10 protein-coding genes and 1 pseudogene are annotated in these 17,866 nt (G+C 55.0%); 6 read left to right on the top strand and 5 right to left on the bottom strand.

Annotated features, from left to right (window positions below):
- Positions 1–249: 249 nt before the first annotated feature.
- Positions 250–777 carry a hypothetical protein gene (locus ACGYLI_RS14120; protein ID WP_156505814.1) on the bottom strand — a complete coding sequence of 176 codons (528 nt, stop codon included), beginning with the start codon at positions 775–777 and terminating at the stop codon, positions 250–252.
- 978 nt (positions 778–1,755) lie between these two features.
- Here ACGYLI_RS14120 and ACGYLI_RS14115 point away from each other — a divergent pair.
- A pseudogene (locus ACGYLI_RS14115) lies at positions 1,756–2,981 on the top strand (IS3 family transposase).
- A 190-nt stretch (positions 2,982–3,171) separates the two neighbouring features.
- Here the strand turns inward: ACGYLI_RS14115 and ACGYLI_RS14110 are convergent.
- From ACGYLI_RS14110 to ACGYLI_RS14100, 3 genes are all read right to left on the bottom strand, one after another.
- Positions 3,172–7,026, bottom strand: coding sequence for a hypothetical protein (locus ACGYLI_RS14110; RefSeq protein ID WP_394419650.1), 3,855 nt, complete (start codon positions 7,024–7,026; stop codon positions 3,172–3,174).
- 113 nt (positions 7,027–7,139) lie between these two features.
- Positions 7,140–9,314: a P-loop NTPase fold protein gene (locus ACGYLI_RS14105; RefSeq protein ID WP_394419649.1), complete on the bottom strand. Its 2,175-nt coding sequence runs from the start codon at positions 9,312–9,314 to the stop codon at positions 7,140–7,142.
- A gap of 73 nt (positions 9,315–9,387) precedes the next feature.
- On the bottom strand, positions 9,388–10,752 hold the full coding sequence (locus tag ACGYLI_RS14100) for a hypothetical protein (protein WP_394419648.1): 1,365 nt from the start codon (positions 10,750–10,752) through the stop codon (positions 9,388–9,390).
- 415 nt (positions 10,753–11,167) lie between these two features.
- Between ACGYLI_RS14100 and ACGYLI_RS14095 the strand changes: the two genes are divergently transcribed.
- The 5 genes from ACGYLI_RS14095 (at position 11,168) to ACGYLI_RS14075 (ending at position 16,570) form a co-directional block, all read left to right on the top strand.
- Positions 11,168–12,604 carry a DUF6880 family protein gene (locus ACGYLI_RS14095; RefSeq protein ID WP_067268433.1) on the top strand — a complete coding sequence of 479 codons (1,437 nt, stop codon included), beginning with the start codon at positions 11,168–11,170 and terminating at the stop codon, positions 12,602–12,604.
- Between the two features lie 15 nt (positions 12,605–12,619).
- Positions 12,620–13,060 carry a hypothetical protein gene (locus ACGYLI_RS14090; protein WP_150120954.1) on the top strand — a complete coding sequence of 147 codons (441 nt, stop codon included), beginning with the start codon at positions 12,620–12,622 and terminating at the stop codon, positions 13,058–13,060.
- Positions 13,003–15,516, top strand: coding sequence for a UvrD-helicase domain-containing protein (locus tag ACGYLI_RS14085; protein ID WP_394419647.1), 2,514 nt, complete (start codon positions 13,003–13,005; stop codon positions 15,514–15,516). The genes ACGYLI_RS14090 and ACGYLI_RS14085 overlap by 58 nt, the downstream gene beginning before the upstream one ends.
- 102 nt (positions 15,517–15,618) lie before the next feature.
- Positions 15,619–16,110: a hypothetical protein gene (locus ACGYLI_RS14080; protein ID WP_067268425.1), complete on the top strand. Its 492-nt coding sequence runs from the start codon at positions 15,619–15,621 to the stop codon at positions 16,108–16,110.
- Positions 16,111–16,240: 130 nt separating this feature from the next.
- Entirely contained in the window at positions 16,241–16,570 is a 330-nt protein-coding gene (locus ACGYLI_RS14075) for a hypothetical protein (RefSeq protein ID WP_150120687.1), read from the top strand.
- Between the two features lie 92 nt (positions 16,571–16,662).
- Here ACGYLI_RS14075 and ACGYLI_RS14070 read toward each other — a convergent pair whose 3' ends face one another.
- A complete protein-coding gene (locus tag ACGYLI_RS14070; protein ID WP_067268422.1) occupies positions 16,663–17,835 on the bottom strand; it encodes an ABC transporter substrate-binding protein in 1,173 nt (390 codons plus the stop codon).
- Between the last annotated feature and the right edge of the window lie 31 nt (positions 17,836–17,866).

Below are 17,866 nucleotides of genomic sequence, written 5' to 3'. Positions count from 1 at the left end.
TCGGAGGCTGGGGAAACCGAGGCCCGGTCATTCGGGCGTCGGGAGGGGTCTTCGGCGGTGCTCAGGACAATCCGGGTCCGGTCACGTCCCGGGCTTAAGCGGGGCGTTGCACTAAGAAGATCCGATGTGGAGGGCGGGGAGATCCTTGAAGCCGAGCGCCGTTTCGGCTATGGCTTCTTTTGTGATTGGTGGATTACTCCCGCCTTGGTGAACGCTTGTCCTGTTGGCGCAGGACAGGCGTTTTTCTTTTTAGGTCGTCATGGTCAGGTCCTCCTTTTCGGTCCAGGTCTGTGTTTGCCCTTGGGCTTGCGGCGATTTCTTAGCCCCTGCGTGATGGCTCTGAAAGCCGCTCTTCGGGGCTGGAAATTCTGCACGGAATCCTGTATCGCGCGAGAAATGTTTGCGAAAAATCAGAGCCTTAAAGGATCCTCTACACAAAGCATCATCACCTGGCGGCAGGCACATGTTGTGGCAATCACCCTGATCTCGCGTGGCGTCAGATGTAGGACACAAGATTGTCTTGCCATCGTCGCGCAGCCCCAAATGAAGCCGAAAATTTTCGCACTTATGTTTCTGAACCCCTTCGGGAATCGATTTTCCAAGCACGGCGCGCAACTGCGACGGTTTGGCACAGCTCAACAGCTGACCTTTGGGATCGAAGACGTCAGAATTCGAAAAACCCGCGCCCTCTGGTGAGCGAAATTCACGAATCGAGCACAAAGATTGCGCGCTGGAAAACAGCGATTGATGGGGATCTGTGTGGGTCGGACAAGCCATCTTTCTTCCTCAAGGCATGCACAGGCTCCTTGCCCATGCGGTTATTCAAGTTTGAGGATAGATACGATGCGTCTGCAGTCGGACCGCACATCCCCCGTACCAGGTTGAGACCGGTGGGGCGGACTGTCAGCTCTCCAAACTTCAGGGAGGCGACAGTCGACCCGGGTCAGGTCAACCTATTATTCGCGCTATTCGCGAGACGGGGACGATATGTGCGTAAGTCATCATGGGAGGCACATTACCGAAAACAGCTACATTTTTGCAATCAGATCAGAGGGCCCTATGCGCACGGCCGGCAGAAAGCGTGGCCGTCAAAACACAGTTTTCGAAATAAGAATTGGCAATACTTGCAAGGCCTTGCGCAGTCATGGCAGTTTTTCCCTATCGGGTTCGGGTTTGCCCACGTACCCCCGATAGGGAACTTATGTGGAATTCACCCGGGTTGCCGGAAAACAGTGATTTGGGCCTTTTTTGGTCTTTTTGGAAAATTCTGAGCCCAGACACAAACGCCTTGACATGTTTTGCGAGCATTCCGACCAGATGGCGCCGCGAAAGTACTCAGCGAACGCGCAGGAAGCATATCGTCAAGCCTCCGGGGCCCTCTCCTAGAGCGTCGAAACTCTAACCGGTCCGCGATCAGAGTATTGGCAATCGACCTTCAGGCTGGCACGGACTGACGGGCAATCATTGGGGGAGATGGCCGCTATTGACGCGCCACGCCTGTCAGGCACAGCATCACACACATGAAGGTGGCCATTCAGGGCTAAGGCCCAACACATCGCCATGCCGCACCAGCCACCAAAGTCAGCAATGCGCAGTTGGTGAATTATGAAAGTCGGTTGCCGACGGCGGCCTCCCCCGCCCTAGAGTTTTTTGAGACACCGCTTAAGACATGATCCAAGGGGATGATTGAGGTGTTTTATGATGGAACAAAAGAAGGTTGAGCGCGCCGGAGTCGGAGCTGCGGAGACTTCACATATCGCAGCAGATCCGGCTCCGGCCCGGCGACGTAGACTGACGGCAGCCCGAAAGCAGGAGGCCGTGCTGCGCGTCCTGCGGGGCGAAAATGTGGAATTGGTCGCGCGATCACTTGAGGCGACAGCGGCGGATGTGAGCAGCTGGCGCGATGCGTTTCTTGAGGCAGGTGCCAGTGGTTTGAAGCAGCGTCCGCGCGACGCCCGGGACGAGGAGATCGACAGGCTGCGGGCCAAGGTGGGCGAGATCACCATGGATAACGAGCTTCTTTATGAGAAGATCGCCAAGATGGAGGCAGGTCACCCTTTTGCGCGCCGGAGGTCGAAGCGATGAGCGCGGTCATCTCGATCTCCACGGGCAAGAGCTACGGCGTCTCTCGTGTCTGCCGGGTCTGGGGCCTGAGCCGTGCCAGCGTGTACCGTGACTTGCAACCGGCCTCGCCTGCACCACCAGTGCGTCGCCGCCCTGGGCCACAAGGGCCGATGCCGGATGCGGAGCTTGTCGAAGAGATCAGGCAAGTCATCACCGACAGCCCGTGCTATGGTGAAGGGCATCGCAAGCTCTGGGCACGCCTGCGTTACAGGGGCATCCGTACCTCGAAAGCCCGGGTGCTAAGGCTGATGCGCGAGAACGGTCTCTGCGCCAAACTCTGCTTTGGTGCGGCCCATGGACCGCGCGCCCACGACGGGACCATCATCCCGGACAGCATTGATGAGATGTGGGGAACGGACATGACAGCCACTCTCCTGAGCACGGGACAACAGGTGGCGGTCTTTATCGCCGCCGACCATTGTTCGGCCAGCTGTGTGGGCATCCACGCGGCCGTGCGGGGCACACGCTTCGAAGCGCTTCAGCCCATACGTCAGGGGGTGCGAGAATGCTTCGGGGCCATCGGCAAGGATGTCGCCGATGGCCTGACCATCCGCCATGACAACGGCTCGCAGTACATCAGCCATGACTTCCAGAACGAGATTGCCTGGCTGGGCGCGAAATCCTCACCGTCTTTTGTCCGTGCCCCAGAAGGCAACGGATGCGCAGAGCGCTTCATACGGACGCTGAAGGAAAACCTGCTCTGGGTCAGAACCTTCGATACCATCGAGGAGCTGCAGGCCGCCCTCCAGACCTTCAAGGAGGAGTACAACGAGCATTGGCTGATCCAGCGACATGGCCACCGCTCACCAAACCTGTTCAGACGCGACACAATGGACAAAATACCAGCCGCCGCGTAAGCTTCAATAGTGTCTCAATAACCCTAGGGCGATACAGGCCATTGAAACGCGACCGGCCCGAAGCCGACCTTGAACACAGTGTTTGAATGCTGCAACCGCAATCCGCATTGCTGCCATTCGGTGCTAAGGACTACCTTGAGACTCCTCACGCTCGAACTGCAAAAGAATTCGACAGGTCTCACGCAAGATGTCACTCAAACCGCTGTTCGCGTTCCTCGTCTCTTTGTCTGTCACGAACCCGTTCACGTTCGATTTCCATCGCAAGCCGATCTGACACCGACTTTGCAGCTTGCGCGATTTCTTCTCGCTCATGCTGTATCAGTTCAGCAATAGCATCGGCCCTCGGCTGCATGACATCTGCACGGCTACCAGACGATGACGATGGGGTGACACGATCTGCATAAGCGTGCAGAACTGGCTCTGGCTCTGGTGCGGCTTCAAGGAACTCAACAGCGGATGACGTAATAGAAGAGCCGTCCCTTTGGCTATCGCCTTTCTCCCAAAGCTTGATGCCTGACGCAACCAACCCCCAGACATCAGGCTCGTTCCGTTGCTGACACCACTCTATCAAGTCGGCCACAACGATCTTGGAGAGAGGGCAGCGACGTATACCGCCATGCCGAATGAAAAATGTGCGTCGGTTTTGTTCGTCCTCTGTCCCCTGAAAAACACGGTTCAGAAATGCCATGGGCATCAGCCCCGCTGTCGTCTCAATCGCTTTCTCGAACGAATGGATGTAGCCGTAGCGTTCGTCCACCACAGAGAAGATCGTATCCAACCACTCATTCTTTTCGGCGTCATTGCCATCGAAGCTAAGTGCGGCGTTGATGACGTTTTCCATACGATAGTCTTTGCTGCCACCAGGGTCGCTGTGATCTGCCAGCAGTGATTTGGTTGCCGCCTTCAATCCAAGTTTCCTCAGCTCAGGACCCAAGGTATCGTCAGCAGGGTCTTCCCCGTGCAGCTTCATGGTCAGTGCTTCGAGCAGCGTGTCGTCTCCGTCCGCCTTCGCTAGTAATCTTTGTGCAAGCCCGACCAGACGTTCCGATGGGAGGTGAGCGTAGTTATCACGCCAAAGGATGGGGCCGAACATCCAAGTGCGTGTTTCTTCGTGATCGAGCAGGGCCACGCACCGATCAAGATCGGCTTCTGTGAACTCGTTCCACGGATGCAAGCCCACGAGGACTTTCTGAAGTTGTGGGTGTTCAGCGCATTCATCTAAGAGTTCTTTTGAAAGCCCGTTGTTTTTGGCAGCCACCTCTTCGATGAAACCACCGATCACCGCAAAGTCGTGGTTCGAACCAGATGAATTGGCGAGGTGTTCCAGCAAGCCTTGCCAACCTTCACGATAATTGTGGGCCCCCTTAGCAAGGCCGATACCGAAAGCTTTGCGATAGGGCATCCAGTCGTTTGAGAACAAGTCAGCCCCCAACTCATCGAGGCGATGGTCTGAAGCTGCAAAATTCTCACCCAAGTCTGTTGCCTTTGCAGCCAAACGATCCTCAGCCGCGCGATATTTGTCGTCGCTGCTGTCGTCGAACTCGTCATCAAGCGCCCAATGGTCATGGCCTTTGCCAAGCACGTATGTATTGATCTTTGCGATCAGGTCGCGAGGCTCCAGGTCCCGATCCAAGTCGGCCAGGTGTTGGGGAAGTGGCTCCGGCTCAGCTTCACCCTTCTCCCTAGTGTGGTCGAAGTAGATGATCGAACGAACGGCCTTCCAGCCTGCTCCCCAGGGCTCGTAATCATTGATCGCCCGTGCTGCTTCGACCAGCCTATCCCGCATCGCTTCCTGATGCCAAAGACCGCGAAACTCATTCGCCAGAACTCGACGTGCACCGCTTTTGATGTCCTCGTCGTCAGCGTTTGCAAGCCGCACAGCTAGATTGATAAAGGCAGTGCGCCATTCTACGAGTTGGTCATGGTTGGGGCGATAACCATAATCCCTCGGCCTTGCCCCAAACTCGTTGAGACCGAAGCCCGTCCACGGCGGTCCATCCAGTGCCGTCGAAAGAAGCTTCAGACCCAAGGAACGCCGTCCCGCGTCTTCGAAACTCAGACACCTCTCTACGACGGCGAGGCGTTGTTTTAGAGAAGCATGAGTGCCTGAAAGATAGGGCTGAAAGAAACCTGAAATCTTGTCCCTTACCGCATCATAGTTATTGTTTTCATCTTCATGGTCCGCAACGCGGATCAGCAGTGCCAGGCAGCGGTCAAAGGCATAGGCCTCGTAGGCCAAAGACTTAAGCAGGTTGAGGATCGTGGTCCTACGGGGATTGTGCTTAGGATCCATTCCCTGAAAGTCTGGCGAGGTGAGTTCGGCTTCGATCCGATCAAGCAGTGCATCTGGTGCAACGGGCCCAATGTAGTCCAGTATCCTCGATCCATTCTCATCGAGATCGGAAATACGGCCCAGCAGGCCATCAGGTTGCAGCCATGCCTCAACTATCTCGATGGCAACTGGGTGATCATGCATCAAGCCAAGCCTGTGAGCGAACGACATCAGAAGGCGACTGTTTCCTGGTGCCTCAAACGTTGATCTCAGGGTCTCAACGGGGATGCCCTCTAATGCTGAGCTTGCAAGCCTGTTCGCGACCGCATGGGGCAGTATCGCCCTCCAATGGGCTCTTTTCTGCACAACGTGACGGTCTGCCAGCTTCTTGGAGGCTTTGAACAATTGAGCCTTTGAGTGCCCTGAAATCGAGCCTAGGACTTCCATTTCGTTTTGACCAACCTCTGGGTCGGAAACCGAGAATGAGTATACCAACGACAGGGTCTCGGCCTGTTCGCGTAGGTCACCATCTTTTCCCCTCCGCTGTTGGAATAGCCGGTCGAACAATTCTGCGTCTGACAGTTGGGCGAGGCTCTCGCCCTGTTCAACCCTTTCTGCAATCGCCAGGGCTACCCTGGAATTGCCATCGGCAAACTCGGCGACACGCCGTGCATTTCCTTGACCAATATCGGGAAAACGGCGCACCAAAAGTTCTTCGGCGACTTCCGGTCCATTGGCTTCAATATGGATCACTTCAGTGGTTTGCGGCTTGTCTTCTCTGATATCGTATTCAACTGTGATGAGGCTAACATCACCACCGCCAGCAGACACCTTGGCTGCCAGCGCCGAATGCAGATCGGAGGGGCAATTGTCGAGGATCATCACCGCTCGACGACCCTCGGCAATCAGACGGTCTAACATCGCAGATGCGGAAGGATCAGGGTCTTGCCCCGTATCCACATAGACAGCAATAGTCCGGTCAAGTGGATCGTCGCCGACAGTTTCGTCAAAGAGTGCCTGAACAATCCGTGTTTTACCAACACCTGAAAGCCCCGTGATGCGGATCGCTTTGTTTGATGTGCGTATCAGCCGACGCATAGGTTCTATGGCGTCTTCGATTGATAATTCCTGACCTCGCTCAGTCGGCACGTGAACTGTCACGCCTGGAGCAGAGATAAGGGTGTCAGTTGATCCTTTGGGCGGGTTGCTCCAGGCTCCATAAGGTTGCCATCCTGAATAACCCTGACCAAGCTTGCCCTTCAGCCACAGCAACACCGACGGATGCTGCCGCACCCATTGGACCAGCTTTGAACGGTCGAAGAAATCGAGGTGGATGTTGTCCTTGTTTGGGTCATTGGCCATCGCTGCCCGCATGGCTTCGAGGCGATCCTTCTTCATCGGTGGTGAACAATCGTCGGCGAGGCTCACGATGATGTAGCTGCCGCCAATCTGGGCTTGGTTTGCGATGGTGGGATTTAGTTCTCCATCCTTCAGCATCTCCGCCGCGATTGCAGACTTTGGCATAGAGTCCTTCTTGGACTGGAGAACAGTATTCGGACGGCTCAGGAAGCCCGTTTCCAGTTCGGAGGCATCCACTTCCACATGAATGTCGATACCTTCATCTGGTGCCTTGATCGAGCCTGACCAACTTACACTCGCAGGGCTATGGCCGTGTGCCGCGACCTCCGACTCGGCGAGACGCGCTATCAACTCTTCGAGCCGTTCATCGGACAACCGAAGCAAGTCATCTTTTTCAATATCGAAGATCGCCATCTCAACACCACAAAACAACAATTTGTAGGGGTAGCACATTAAGCCCGCAACATCTAGCGATGCGGGCATCGCGTGGCAAAATGGGGAACGGCCTCAAGTCGAGCGCAGGATCGTCAATCCTCACCAGCGTCTCGTCGATCCCAAGCAGCCAAGAAACGACTGATTGTGGACTTTTGCTGTTCATTGAGGGCGTCGCTTTGGAGGACTTCACTCAACCGCCGCCGGAACCCGTCCACATCTATCAGTCGGTCAATTCCATCGACTTGTGCGCGGTCGTTTTCCCGTTGCACGAGATCGCCTGGTGCGCCACCGAAACCTCCCATGCCATGACTGTAAGACTTCCCCAGAAAAGCTGAAGCGAGTTGATAGAGCTTCGTGTCGTCCCCCAAAGCCTGCGTTGTGTAGTCCATGACCTCACCAGCCCCATCAAGCTGTAGCCTTTCCCATTCAAAAAGCAGGCGAAGAGGATTATTTGAAGATAGTATAGTGCCGTCGGCGGCGGCTGCCCGAAGCATTTCGATTGTTTGGCCTCGAAGCTGCTCGGCCAAGGCTTCAGTCGTGAGCGTTTCCGCTTCTGAAGAAGGTTCGCGGTCTGGATTGCTTGGATGGTAGTCCTCCCAAGCCGAATTGCTGAAATCGACGTGCCATTGTAAGGTGGCTGCCGCGACAGCCCTTCCCAGAATCTCGGATCGTTCTTCAAGGGTAGTTCGATCTTTGAGTATGGATCGCAACAGCCAATGCAATCTGAATCTGTTGTCGCCGAACGATGCGAAACCGCGCCCCTCATCTTGGTCCAAGAACAATTCGTCAGCCATACCAAACAATGCGGTCAACAGTTTCTCCCCCTGTTCAAGGGAGATATTGGGTCCGTGGGCCGTCAACTCATCAAGAATGTAGGCGGCTTTGGTTCGCCCCTCAGCTTGTGTGATCCCAATTGCCTCCCGAACACGTTCCTGAATCTCTTCAACTGTTCGAGTGTCGTCGAGGAGGTAGTCGAGTTCTGCCTTTGGTATCGTGTTTGGGGAGACCGAAAATCGGAAGTAGGTGTCAAAGTGCTCGGAAGAACAAACTCGCCTTTGACGAGCCCATTCTCTTGTGCCGGAATACGACATGTTCGCGAAGACGTTCTGCAACTGAGGGAACAGTCGCATGAGGGCTTCCCTCAGTTGCCCATGATCCTCTTCAGGTTCACCCGCCAGAAGCATCGATGTGAATTGTGCAGAACGGTCATCCCGCTGGTCATACCTATCGTTCTGACCCGCGTTTAGGATGGCCGATTTGTTCTGTCGAATGGCCCGATAGACTGCTGGCCGGAACACTCGCAGAGTTTCAAGACTCACAAAGTCTGGCAAAAATACATCTGACTTGATTGGTGTGATGGTGATCGAAAGCGTATTGGCCAACCGCAATACATCCCTCGGTGTCCTTAACTCCGGCACCACGATGGAATGGAACAAATTACCAAACTCGACCGGATCAATTTCAGGAAGACCAGCGGCCAACTTATCCAACACCTCACCCATCATGACGTTCAGATGTGATTGATCGGGTTGAGGAAGCTCGAAGCCCGCTTGGATGATCTTCTCAAGGTAGTGCGCACCTTCGGACGGAAACCGACGGGCAACGGCCTGCTCTGTGGCCTCGCGGTCGTAGGCCAAAAGATACATAACGTTTGGAAGTCGTCCTACCGACTTGACCAACCGGAAAATGACCAGCGCCTCCTCCGGTGAGAGGCGATCCAGATCATCAATTACGACGAGGAATTTCTTCGCTGCTTCACGAAGGGCATCGGCTAGGGTTGTCTGTAGGTCCTCCGCAGTTTCTCCCTGCTCTATGAAGCCACCGAGTGCGTCCAAAGTTGCAGTCGTTGCTTTCTCGCCCACCGAACCTGCGAACAAGCCTACGGCCATTCCTGCAAGGCTGCTTGCGCCTGCAAGGTTAGCCCCCAACTTGCGAAGTGCCCCAGCGGCCTTCGTCTGGTCCGACAGGACAGGTGACAGCCCAGCATAGAGTTCCTTGAAGAATCCCACGGCCAAGGCGTCTTCGGTTCGATACATCCAAGCCGGAAAGTTGATCACATCAAGATCGGGTGCGTCCTTCGCAAGATGGTGCCGGACAAGATTGATAACGCTGCTCTTACCAGAGCCCCAAGGGCCATAGATCGCCACGACGCTGCCAAGTGGGTTCTCGACACTTCGAATGCAATCGCTGATGGCACTGGCGAACGGATCAAAGCCAAATCGGTCATTGTCTGGGCTGGTGATTGGAACGTCGTCAAAATTACTCATCAACTACCTCGTGTAGATTTGCCCGAGGGAAGGGCCATTTGCAGCAAAACGAAGTCCATCCACTTGCTGATGATCATCGAGACATTGTGAGAAACACCTCAAAGCCTTTGTTGCTTGGATATCGTTCACCCCAAGCCCTTATAGTCGTGCCATCAATGATCACTTCATTTTCAAATACTTGGGAATTTGGAATGAGAGAATCAATTGCGATATCGACATTCCCAACAGCTTTTTCGCAAAGCAATGCACCGATGACCCTGAGCTTCTGGATTGCTTCGCCGCTGTCGAAGTCACCCATGAATTTCCCCGTCAGTTTGAGCGTGGTAACGATCCCTTCCTGCCCTTCGATGTAGAACACCGCCCTGTTCGGCAGGATATGGCTGTCAAGGTCGACATATTCTGAACTGGCCCAGTATTCATCGTAGCCCTTGTGGTAATCGTTTGTCCGCAATCCCTTCTCCCTGAGGAAATCTCGGGCTTCAAATGGACTCCAGCCCTCCGTTGTGTCCACGGTTGGCGGTGCTTCTTCGCTTCGTTCGTAATTGAGTATGTCGGAGATGATCTGGTCCACATCTGCATTAGTTCTTGCAGGAAGCACGTGGAATTGACGTGTTGCCCGTCGTAAAAGCCAGGGCCGCAACGGGAAGATCAGAAAGAAGCGTTTACGCGCATACTTTTTCAGGTCGTCAGACTGAAAGGTCTTTTGATCAATCTGAATACGGGCTTGTTCGATGTGCGAGTAGCAAAACAGCAGGTAGAAAACTGGGATGCTTCCGACGGTTAGCAGGATCGGTAGAACGAAGTTGCGCCCGGTATCTGTTGTGAAGAACTGGTCTGGCTGTGACCAAATTGATGATACAGAGTTCCAGACCAACACAATGGCAAAGGTGGCCAAAATGAACTCCAGCAAGACCTTTGCCTTCGCATATTCTGGCTTTGTGTCTGCAAAAGCCAAAGTGGCTGCCAAGAAGAAGAGGACAGGCACCAAGACCAACTCGGTAACGAAGCTGAAAGTGTAGGCAACCACGATAAACTCAAAGATGCCGCCGAGCCTCAAGCTGCCGCGAAACAACTTGCGGAAATACTGGTCATCTTCCTTCGATTGCAATGCTCGACCAGCAAAAACGCAGCCGCCCATCACAAACCACAGAATAGTGGGTGGCATCTGGGACATCGACCACAATCCTACTTCTGCCAGCAGCCAGCAAAGAGCGACCACGTTGATGGCAACTATGCCGAAGAACAATAGTAGCTTTGGCGCAATCAGAGCACTTGCAAGGTTCCAGAGACTGCTTCGCAGGTCTGCCCTGGATAGACAAAACAAGAGGCCAAGGATGATCCACAGGCCGATGGCAATTTCACGGTTGTTGAAGGCTTGCTGCAACCAGGTGAGAAACTGTTCGATATTGATATCCCTTGAACTCGCAAAGTGAGGCATTCGACGGCACCCTCACTAAAGTCTGCACGTTGGCCGTACGAACTATTTTACCGTGGCAAGTTTCGGACACGGAAGGAGTCGAATGTCCGGATCCATGACCACCAACATAAGCTCTTCGCAAGCGCGGCTAAAGTCCGCTATCCGCCCGACCTGCAGGCTGGGGCATCAATGCAGTTGCAGAATGAAAGTCCAGGAAGGGCCGGCACCGGTCATTCGCCCAGCATGTGATGGATAACAAGATAGGGCCGACCCTGTCCCACCTGGCGACACTCGACATTCGTTGTTCTTGGGTCAACTTTTAATTCCCGCCGAAATCCCCTGCAAACGCCGTGGCAAACCAAAGATAGCACTTGATTGCGCCCGACGACCAGGCAGGGCATCATCGGTCGGTAATTTACAATAAGTCGGCCTGCCTATGTCCAAAAAATCCCTCAATCAAGCCAACCTCGAGAAACTTGGCGCCGCAAAACTGGCCGCGCTTGTGATGGATTTGGTCCAAGGGAATGCTGCTCTGCAACGCCAGGCGCGCATGGAGTTGAGTGCCGCTCAAGGGCCAAAGGAAGTGGCTTCCGATATTCGCAAACGGTTCGCCTCCCTTCGACGGTCTACAAGCTATGTCGACTGGCGCAAACAAAAAGCGCTGTCCAAGGATCTCAGCGGCCTTCTGAACATGATCGAAACCACGATTTCGCCTGTCGATGCGGATGAGGCGTTTGAGTTGCTCTGGTCTTTCCTTCTTCTGGCGCCTTCCATTCACGAGAGGACGGATGACAGCAACGGGACCATCGGGGGGATCATGGGCGACGCGGTAGACCAAATCGCAACGATCTCGCCCAGGATTTCCACCAAAGGTGCCTCCCTCGCCGACCACATGCTCGATGCGATCGTGGATTCTGGCTATGGGGAATTTGACGGGATCATTCCTGCCCTGTCAGATGCCTTGGGCCAAGACGGGCTGGAACACCTCAAATCCCTGACGAATGCCTGGGCAGAAACCCCTCTAACCCGTGATGAGTTGGACCGGTATCGGGGATATGGCCTTTCCTCCAACCCAGAGGACAGCATTCACCGAAACCGGGACCTGACCCGTTCCGTCATCCTTGCCGACATCGCCGACGCGCAAGGCGATGTCGATACCTATATGGCACGATACACACCAGAGCAGTTGACCTATGGAACCATTGCACCTGATGTGGCGCGCAGGCTCCTTGAGGCAGGGCGAGCCCAAGAGGCCTATGACCTGATCCTCAGCGCCCGTGCGGCTGAAGATGGGAAACCCTTCCGGATGTTCCGCTACGATCTGGACGTGGTCTACGAAAACTGCCTTGAAACCCTTGGATTGCGGGATGACCTCAAATACCATCTCTGGGATACATTCGAGCAAACCCTGAGCGCAGCAAGCCTTCGGAAATACCTGAAACTGTTGCCCGACTTCGACGACATTGAGGCAGAGGACAAAGCATTAGATCTGGCGGAAGCCTATCCGTCCCTTGGCGGTGCAATCAATTTCTTGATCGAATGGCCGGCTCAGGATCGGGCGGCAAAGACCGTGTTGTCCAGGGCGGCGGACCTTAACGGGGATTCCTATCATACACTTACGAAAGCGGCTGATGCATTGGAAGCGGACCATCCCCTTGCCGCCACGCTGATGCGCCGCGCCATGGTTCAGGACACACTGGATGGTGGAAAATCCAAGCGATACCGGTATGCCGCCCGCCATCTGGCGGAATGCCAGTCCGCAGATGCGGCCATTGAGGATTACGGCGATTTCCCTACGCATGTCGCCTTCGTGAAATCCCTTCGCGACAAACATGGGCGTAAATACGGGTTCTGGTCCTTGGTTGACGAGTGAGGCCATAGTTCCGCGATGCGTGTTTCTGCAAACCCAGTTCTTTTTGCCCTCTTTGATAAGTGGCGGGGCAATGTTTCTTCTTTGGAATTCGACGGCACTCGTTTTGTGTTTGCCGGTCGCAACCTGCCTTTGGCATCACTGGAGAGCATGCAAAACTGCCCTGTCGTCCGGCCCGGGTGGCTGGGGAACGAACTGTCCATTCCCTTCAGCCGGTCGGGTGCTCCGCTGCGTATTCGCGGCAAGGATAGCGGTGCCCTGGCAGCACTCGGTGACAGCATCGAGAAGGCATGGCGTAATCACAATGTTGAGCGGTACAAGGCACGGTCTGCCGACATAAACACTGTACTTGGCACCGTACGCGATCTGGCGCGCCCCAATATTACCCTGCAGCCTGTCGAATGCAGCCCACATTGGATATCGCAGGCCGCCTCGAACAAGAGGTTTTCAGCAAGCTGAACCAAGAGGCCATCGGGAGCACCCGATTTGGGGAAATCGAAACGATCCGGAACTTCCTATCCGCCCCAGAAACCCAGAGGCAGGCGGCGATAGAGAGGTATGTGGCGTCCCAACTTGAGCTTTGGTCAGATTTTTTTGACAGTTTCGAGTCCAATCCTCTGACCCCGGAACAGCGCCTGTCCATCATCGTGGATGAGGATGCCACCCTGGTTCTTGCCGGAGCCGGTTCCGGGAAAACCAGCGTTATCACGGCAAAAGCCGGATATCTGATCAAGGTAGGTCTTCGTAAACCGCATGAGGTTCTCCTACTGGCCTTTGCTCGGGATGCTGCAGCAGAAATGTCAGAGCGGATCAAAGACCGTTGCGGTGAGCCGGTGGAGGCTCGAACCTTTCATGCTTTAGCCTACGACATCATCGGACAAGTGGAAGGCGGCAAACCTGCCCTTGCTGCGCATGCTACAGATGACAAGGCGTTTCTGGCGCTGATCCGCGATATTCTTGTCGAGTTGGCGCTGAAAGTCTCGGAGGCATCGAAGGCCATTCTCGGTTGGTTCACGTCGGCGCGCCTCGAGGCAAAATCCGAATGGGACTTCCAGAGGAAACACGATTTTTACACCTATCTGGAAAAGGAAGACCTTCGCACGCTCCAAGGGGAAAAGGTCAAGAGTTACGAAGAACTTCTGATAGCCAACTGGCTGTACGAAAATGGCGTCGAATACGAATATGAACCTGATTACGAAGTCGACACGTCCAGCCCGACCCGCCGCAATTACTGTCCCGACTTCCGTCTGACAGAGAGCGGCGTCTATCTTGAGCATTTCGGTGTGCGTAAGCAATCTGGGCAAGGTGGCCAAGAAGTGCTGGTGACAGCACCTTGGGTAGATCGTGATGAATACCTCGAAGGGATGGCTTGGAAGCGACAGGTGCATCAGGAGAATGGAACCATTCTTCTTGAGACCTACAGCTACGAGAATTCAGAAGGCCGTCTGCTCGACGCATTGGCAGAAAAGATCGCGCCTTTCGTGACCCTTAAGCCCCGTCCACGCGAAGAGCTATTCGATCGGGTTATGCAGATGAACCAGGTCGACGGTTTTGTGCAGCTCTTGGGCAACTTCCTGCGGAACTTTAAGAGTGGAGGCTATGCATATGAGGACTGCGAACGCAAAGCGCAGTCCGCAAAGCTTGGCAAACGCGCCGCCGCTTTTTTGTCGGTGTTCAGGCCTGTCTATGAGGCCTATCAGGACCGCCTCGGCACGCGGATCGATTTTGAAGACATGGTATTGCGTGCGGCCAATTATGTTGAAACGGGCCAATACAAAAGCCCGTTTCGCCATATTCTGGTTGATGAGTTTCAGGATATTTCAAGAAGTCGGGCAAGATTGGTCAAAGGCTTGCTTGGCCAACACAGTGATGCCCGCCTGTTTGCGGTAGGGGATGACTGGCAGTCCATCTATCGATTTGCCGGATCTGACATTCATCTGATGCGCAACTTCGGCGAAGAATTCGGCGGGACGTTCAATGGGAAAAGCGGGGTGCATCGAACTGTCGACCTTGGGCGGACCTTCCGGTCCGTCGACAAGATTGCCTTTGCCGCCCGTCATTTTGTTTTGCAAAACCCGACTCAGCTCGAAAAAATCGTAATTCCGGCCGGGACAACGGAAGAAGCGGCTATCCGGATCGTCTCGACCTTCCGCCATGATGGTGAAGAAAAGTTGAGGGGCGTCCTCTCAGAATTACAGTTGCGGGCAGAAGCTGATGGACGTCAGGGCACTGTCTTGATGCTGGGACGCTATCGCCATTCCATGCCAGAGCAAATGAGGGATTTGCGCCGGTCGTTTCCGGATCTGGATATCACCTTCAAGACGATCCACGCCTCCAAGGGGTTGGAAGCTGACCATGTGGTCCTGCTCGACATGTTTAGCGGCCGCATGGGGTTCCCGTCAGAAATTGTCGATGATCCTCTCCTTACTATGGTGTCTCCCGAAGGCGAACCGTTCCCGCATGCCGAAGAACGTCGGGTCATGTATGTGGCTATGACACGGGCCCGGAAAACCCTGACGCTCATGGGCGCCGCCTCTCGGCAATCGACTTTCATCGCCGAGTTGGTGGATGACGATGCGTACGGGCTTGGGGCAGACAAGACAGAAGACCTCCCGACCTGTACGTGCGGTGATTGCGGCGGGCATCTGTTTGCAGTGCCCCGAAAAGACGGTGGAACATTTTACCGATGTGAACATGTCGAGCTCTGCGGCAACACGCTCCCGAGCTGCCCCGACTGTGGCGTCGGCATACCCGTCAGGTCGGAAGATGGGCGGTCGTCCGACTGCCGCTGCGGTGCGACCTTCCAAGCCTGTCCGGTCTGCGCCGATGGCTGGCTGGTTGAGCGCAGCGGTCGTTATGGTCGCTTCCTTGGGTGCGTGAAATTCCCAAGATGCAATGGCAAAGGGAGACTTTAAACGGAATACCCTACATAATGTCGGTTTTCGTGAAACGGGCCCCTCCGGTAAACCTGTTGAAATCGGTGAGTTCAATGTGAAAAATGCGGAGCTGAAGTTTAAATGACCGATTTAGATCATAGCTTCCTTGACAGACTGTACGCTGTAGCATCTGATCCAGAGCATTCTGGAGGGTGGATTAGCGCACTGTTCAGCATCGTTGCGCCCCCTACGCCCTATCTGCCCCGCGAACTATCTTTTCCCGAACAAAGAGAAGCGTTCTTCTACCTTCTGGAACGGCTTTTGCGGGAAGGGAAAGTGCTGTTGACACCTCCCGCGTTGCTGGAAGATCACGAACCCTATTACTGGGTTATTGCAGATGGTTACAGCGACAATAAGCCTATGCGTCCGGTAGAGCGCGTCCCTGACGGTGGCCCATGCCGTTTCCGCGTTTGGGACGTTCCGATTGAGAAGCAAATCGCCTATATTCGAGAAACTTTCCCCACGAGCGTCACCGACGACCGTGACTTCGAGTTGACGGCCTATTGGTTTGATGGACGCTGTCCATGGATCGGCTGGATAGATTCGGAAACCGGGGTGCTGTGGGCTTCTTGAGGGTTTTCATGATCCGTCGTCTGCTGAAAGCACTCCTCGTCCTTAATCGACATTCCCCAAGTGGCCTGCCTTCTGACGTGAAGATCGCCTGACTGCGCTTAACGGGCTGATGCTCTTGGACAAATTCGTCATGGAGAGTTTGCTTACAGGCACCTGCATCTACCGGGATTTGCCAGAAGCCGCGCGGATCAAACAACTGCGAAACCTGAAGGGGTTTGCGCAAAGCCAGCCGAAAAAGCTGCTATACGTTGTCGATTATATCGAAAACGGGCTGACACCCGGTTTTGTCTCTGGCGAGGGGCCCCTGATCACCTATGCCTTTGGCGGGATCATTGAATTGACAGCGCCCGATCTGGTGCAGACATTCAAAGAGCGCGCGCAGGCTGCTTGTCAATCGGGACAGGCCTTGCGGGATTGGCTGTCTGCCAATGCCGAGAACCCGCTGGTAGAAGCAGCATAGCGTACCACGCGTTCCATACCTTGCGTGATCGGACAAATGAAAACACCCCCGGCAGGATCGCCTGCCGGGGGTGTTTTCATTTCATAGCGTACTTACTTCAGCAACACTTCCAGCGGCACAGGTTCGCTGATGGTCCAGCTATCAATCGCTTTCGGTGTCCCGCCAGAGATTTCGATGATCTGCATCTCTGCGAAATTCTGATGGTGCAATTCATCGGTAAAGCTGCGCGGACCGAATGCCGTTGCTTCGTTTCGCATCTTTTCCAGCTCTGCAGTCACCGTCGCGCCGTCCAGTGTCCCCGCGCGCTCGACCGCCTTGGCCCAAAGTTCCATCAGCACATACCCCGGATAGGCATAGGAACTGGCAGGGCGGGCACCGGCCTTGGCCTCGTATGCCTTGTTGAACGCTTCGACTTCGGGGCGTGGATCATCGCCATAGATCGACCCTTGGACCGGCACCACGAAATTCGAAAGGTTCGGCGTCGCATCCAGCCAATAGGACCCGTCCATAGACGAACCATTCAGGATCAACGAGTCGATCCCTGCCGCCCGCAACTGGCGCACAGCCGAGGCCGCACCGGGTATATAGGAACACAGCATGATCACGTCGGGCTGTTCCGGCAGCGCTTTGATCCGGCTGATCTGGCTGGCAATCGAGGCATCGTCGTTCTTGAACGTGTCGCGGCCCACGATTTCGGTGCCGTCCAGACGGGGGAACATCCAGTCAAAACCGGTGCAGATGCCCTTGTTATATTCGATAGTGGTGTCCAGCAGCACATAGCCGGTTTTGGCGTTGCGCTTGGCGTGGCTCCATTCTGCCATGGTCGCGCCTTGCACAGGGGCCAGAACCGAGCCCGAGAAGCTGTAGGGACCGACGCCCTGAATCCCGGCCTTCACGTCCTCGGCACACAGGAAGAAGGAAATCATCCCCTCCGCATCCGCCGACAATGCAGCGGGGGCGCCGAAGTCATAGTCGCAAGTCACAACCATCATGTCCGCGCCTTCGTCAATCAGTTGCAAACCCGCCTTGGCCGCTTGGGCGCGATCGGTTTTGGTGTCGGATTCGACCCAGTTGATCTGACGGCCCAACAGGCCACCATTCGCGTTGATCTCGTCGATACGGATTTTCGCAGCGGTTGCGGCGGGGGTGTCATAGGCTTCCATCCAGCCGGATTTCGCGATGGCGAACCCCACGGTGATGTCATCAGCGGCATAGGCCGGGCCGCACAGGGCCAGCACAGCCGCGGCTGTGGTCAAACGTTTCATATCATACTCTCCTGTTTTAGTTGGATTATTT

This window comes from Sulfitobacter sp. 1A13421, from assembly GCF_043557285.1.
Classification (GTDB): Bacteria; Pseudomonadota; Alphaproteobacteria; order Rhodobacterales; family Rhodobacteraceae; genus Sulfitobacter; species Sulfitobacter faviae.
Note: the sequence above shows the minus strand (reverse complement) of the source record. Positions and strands in the feature narration are given on the sequence as shown.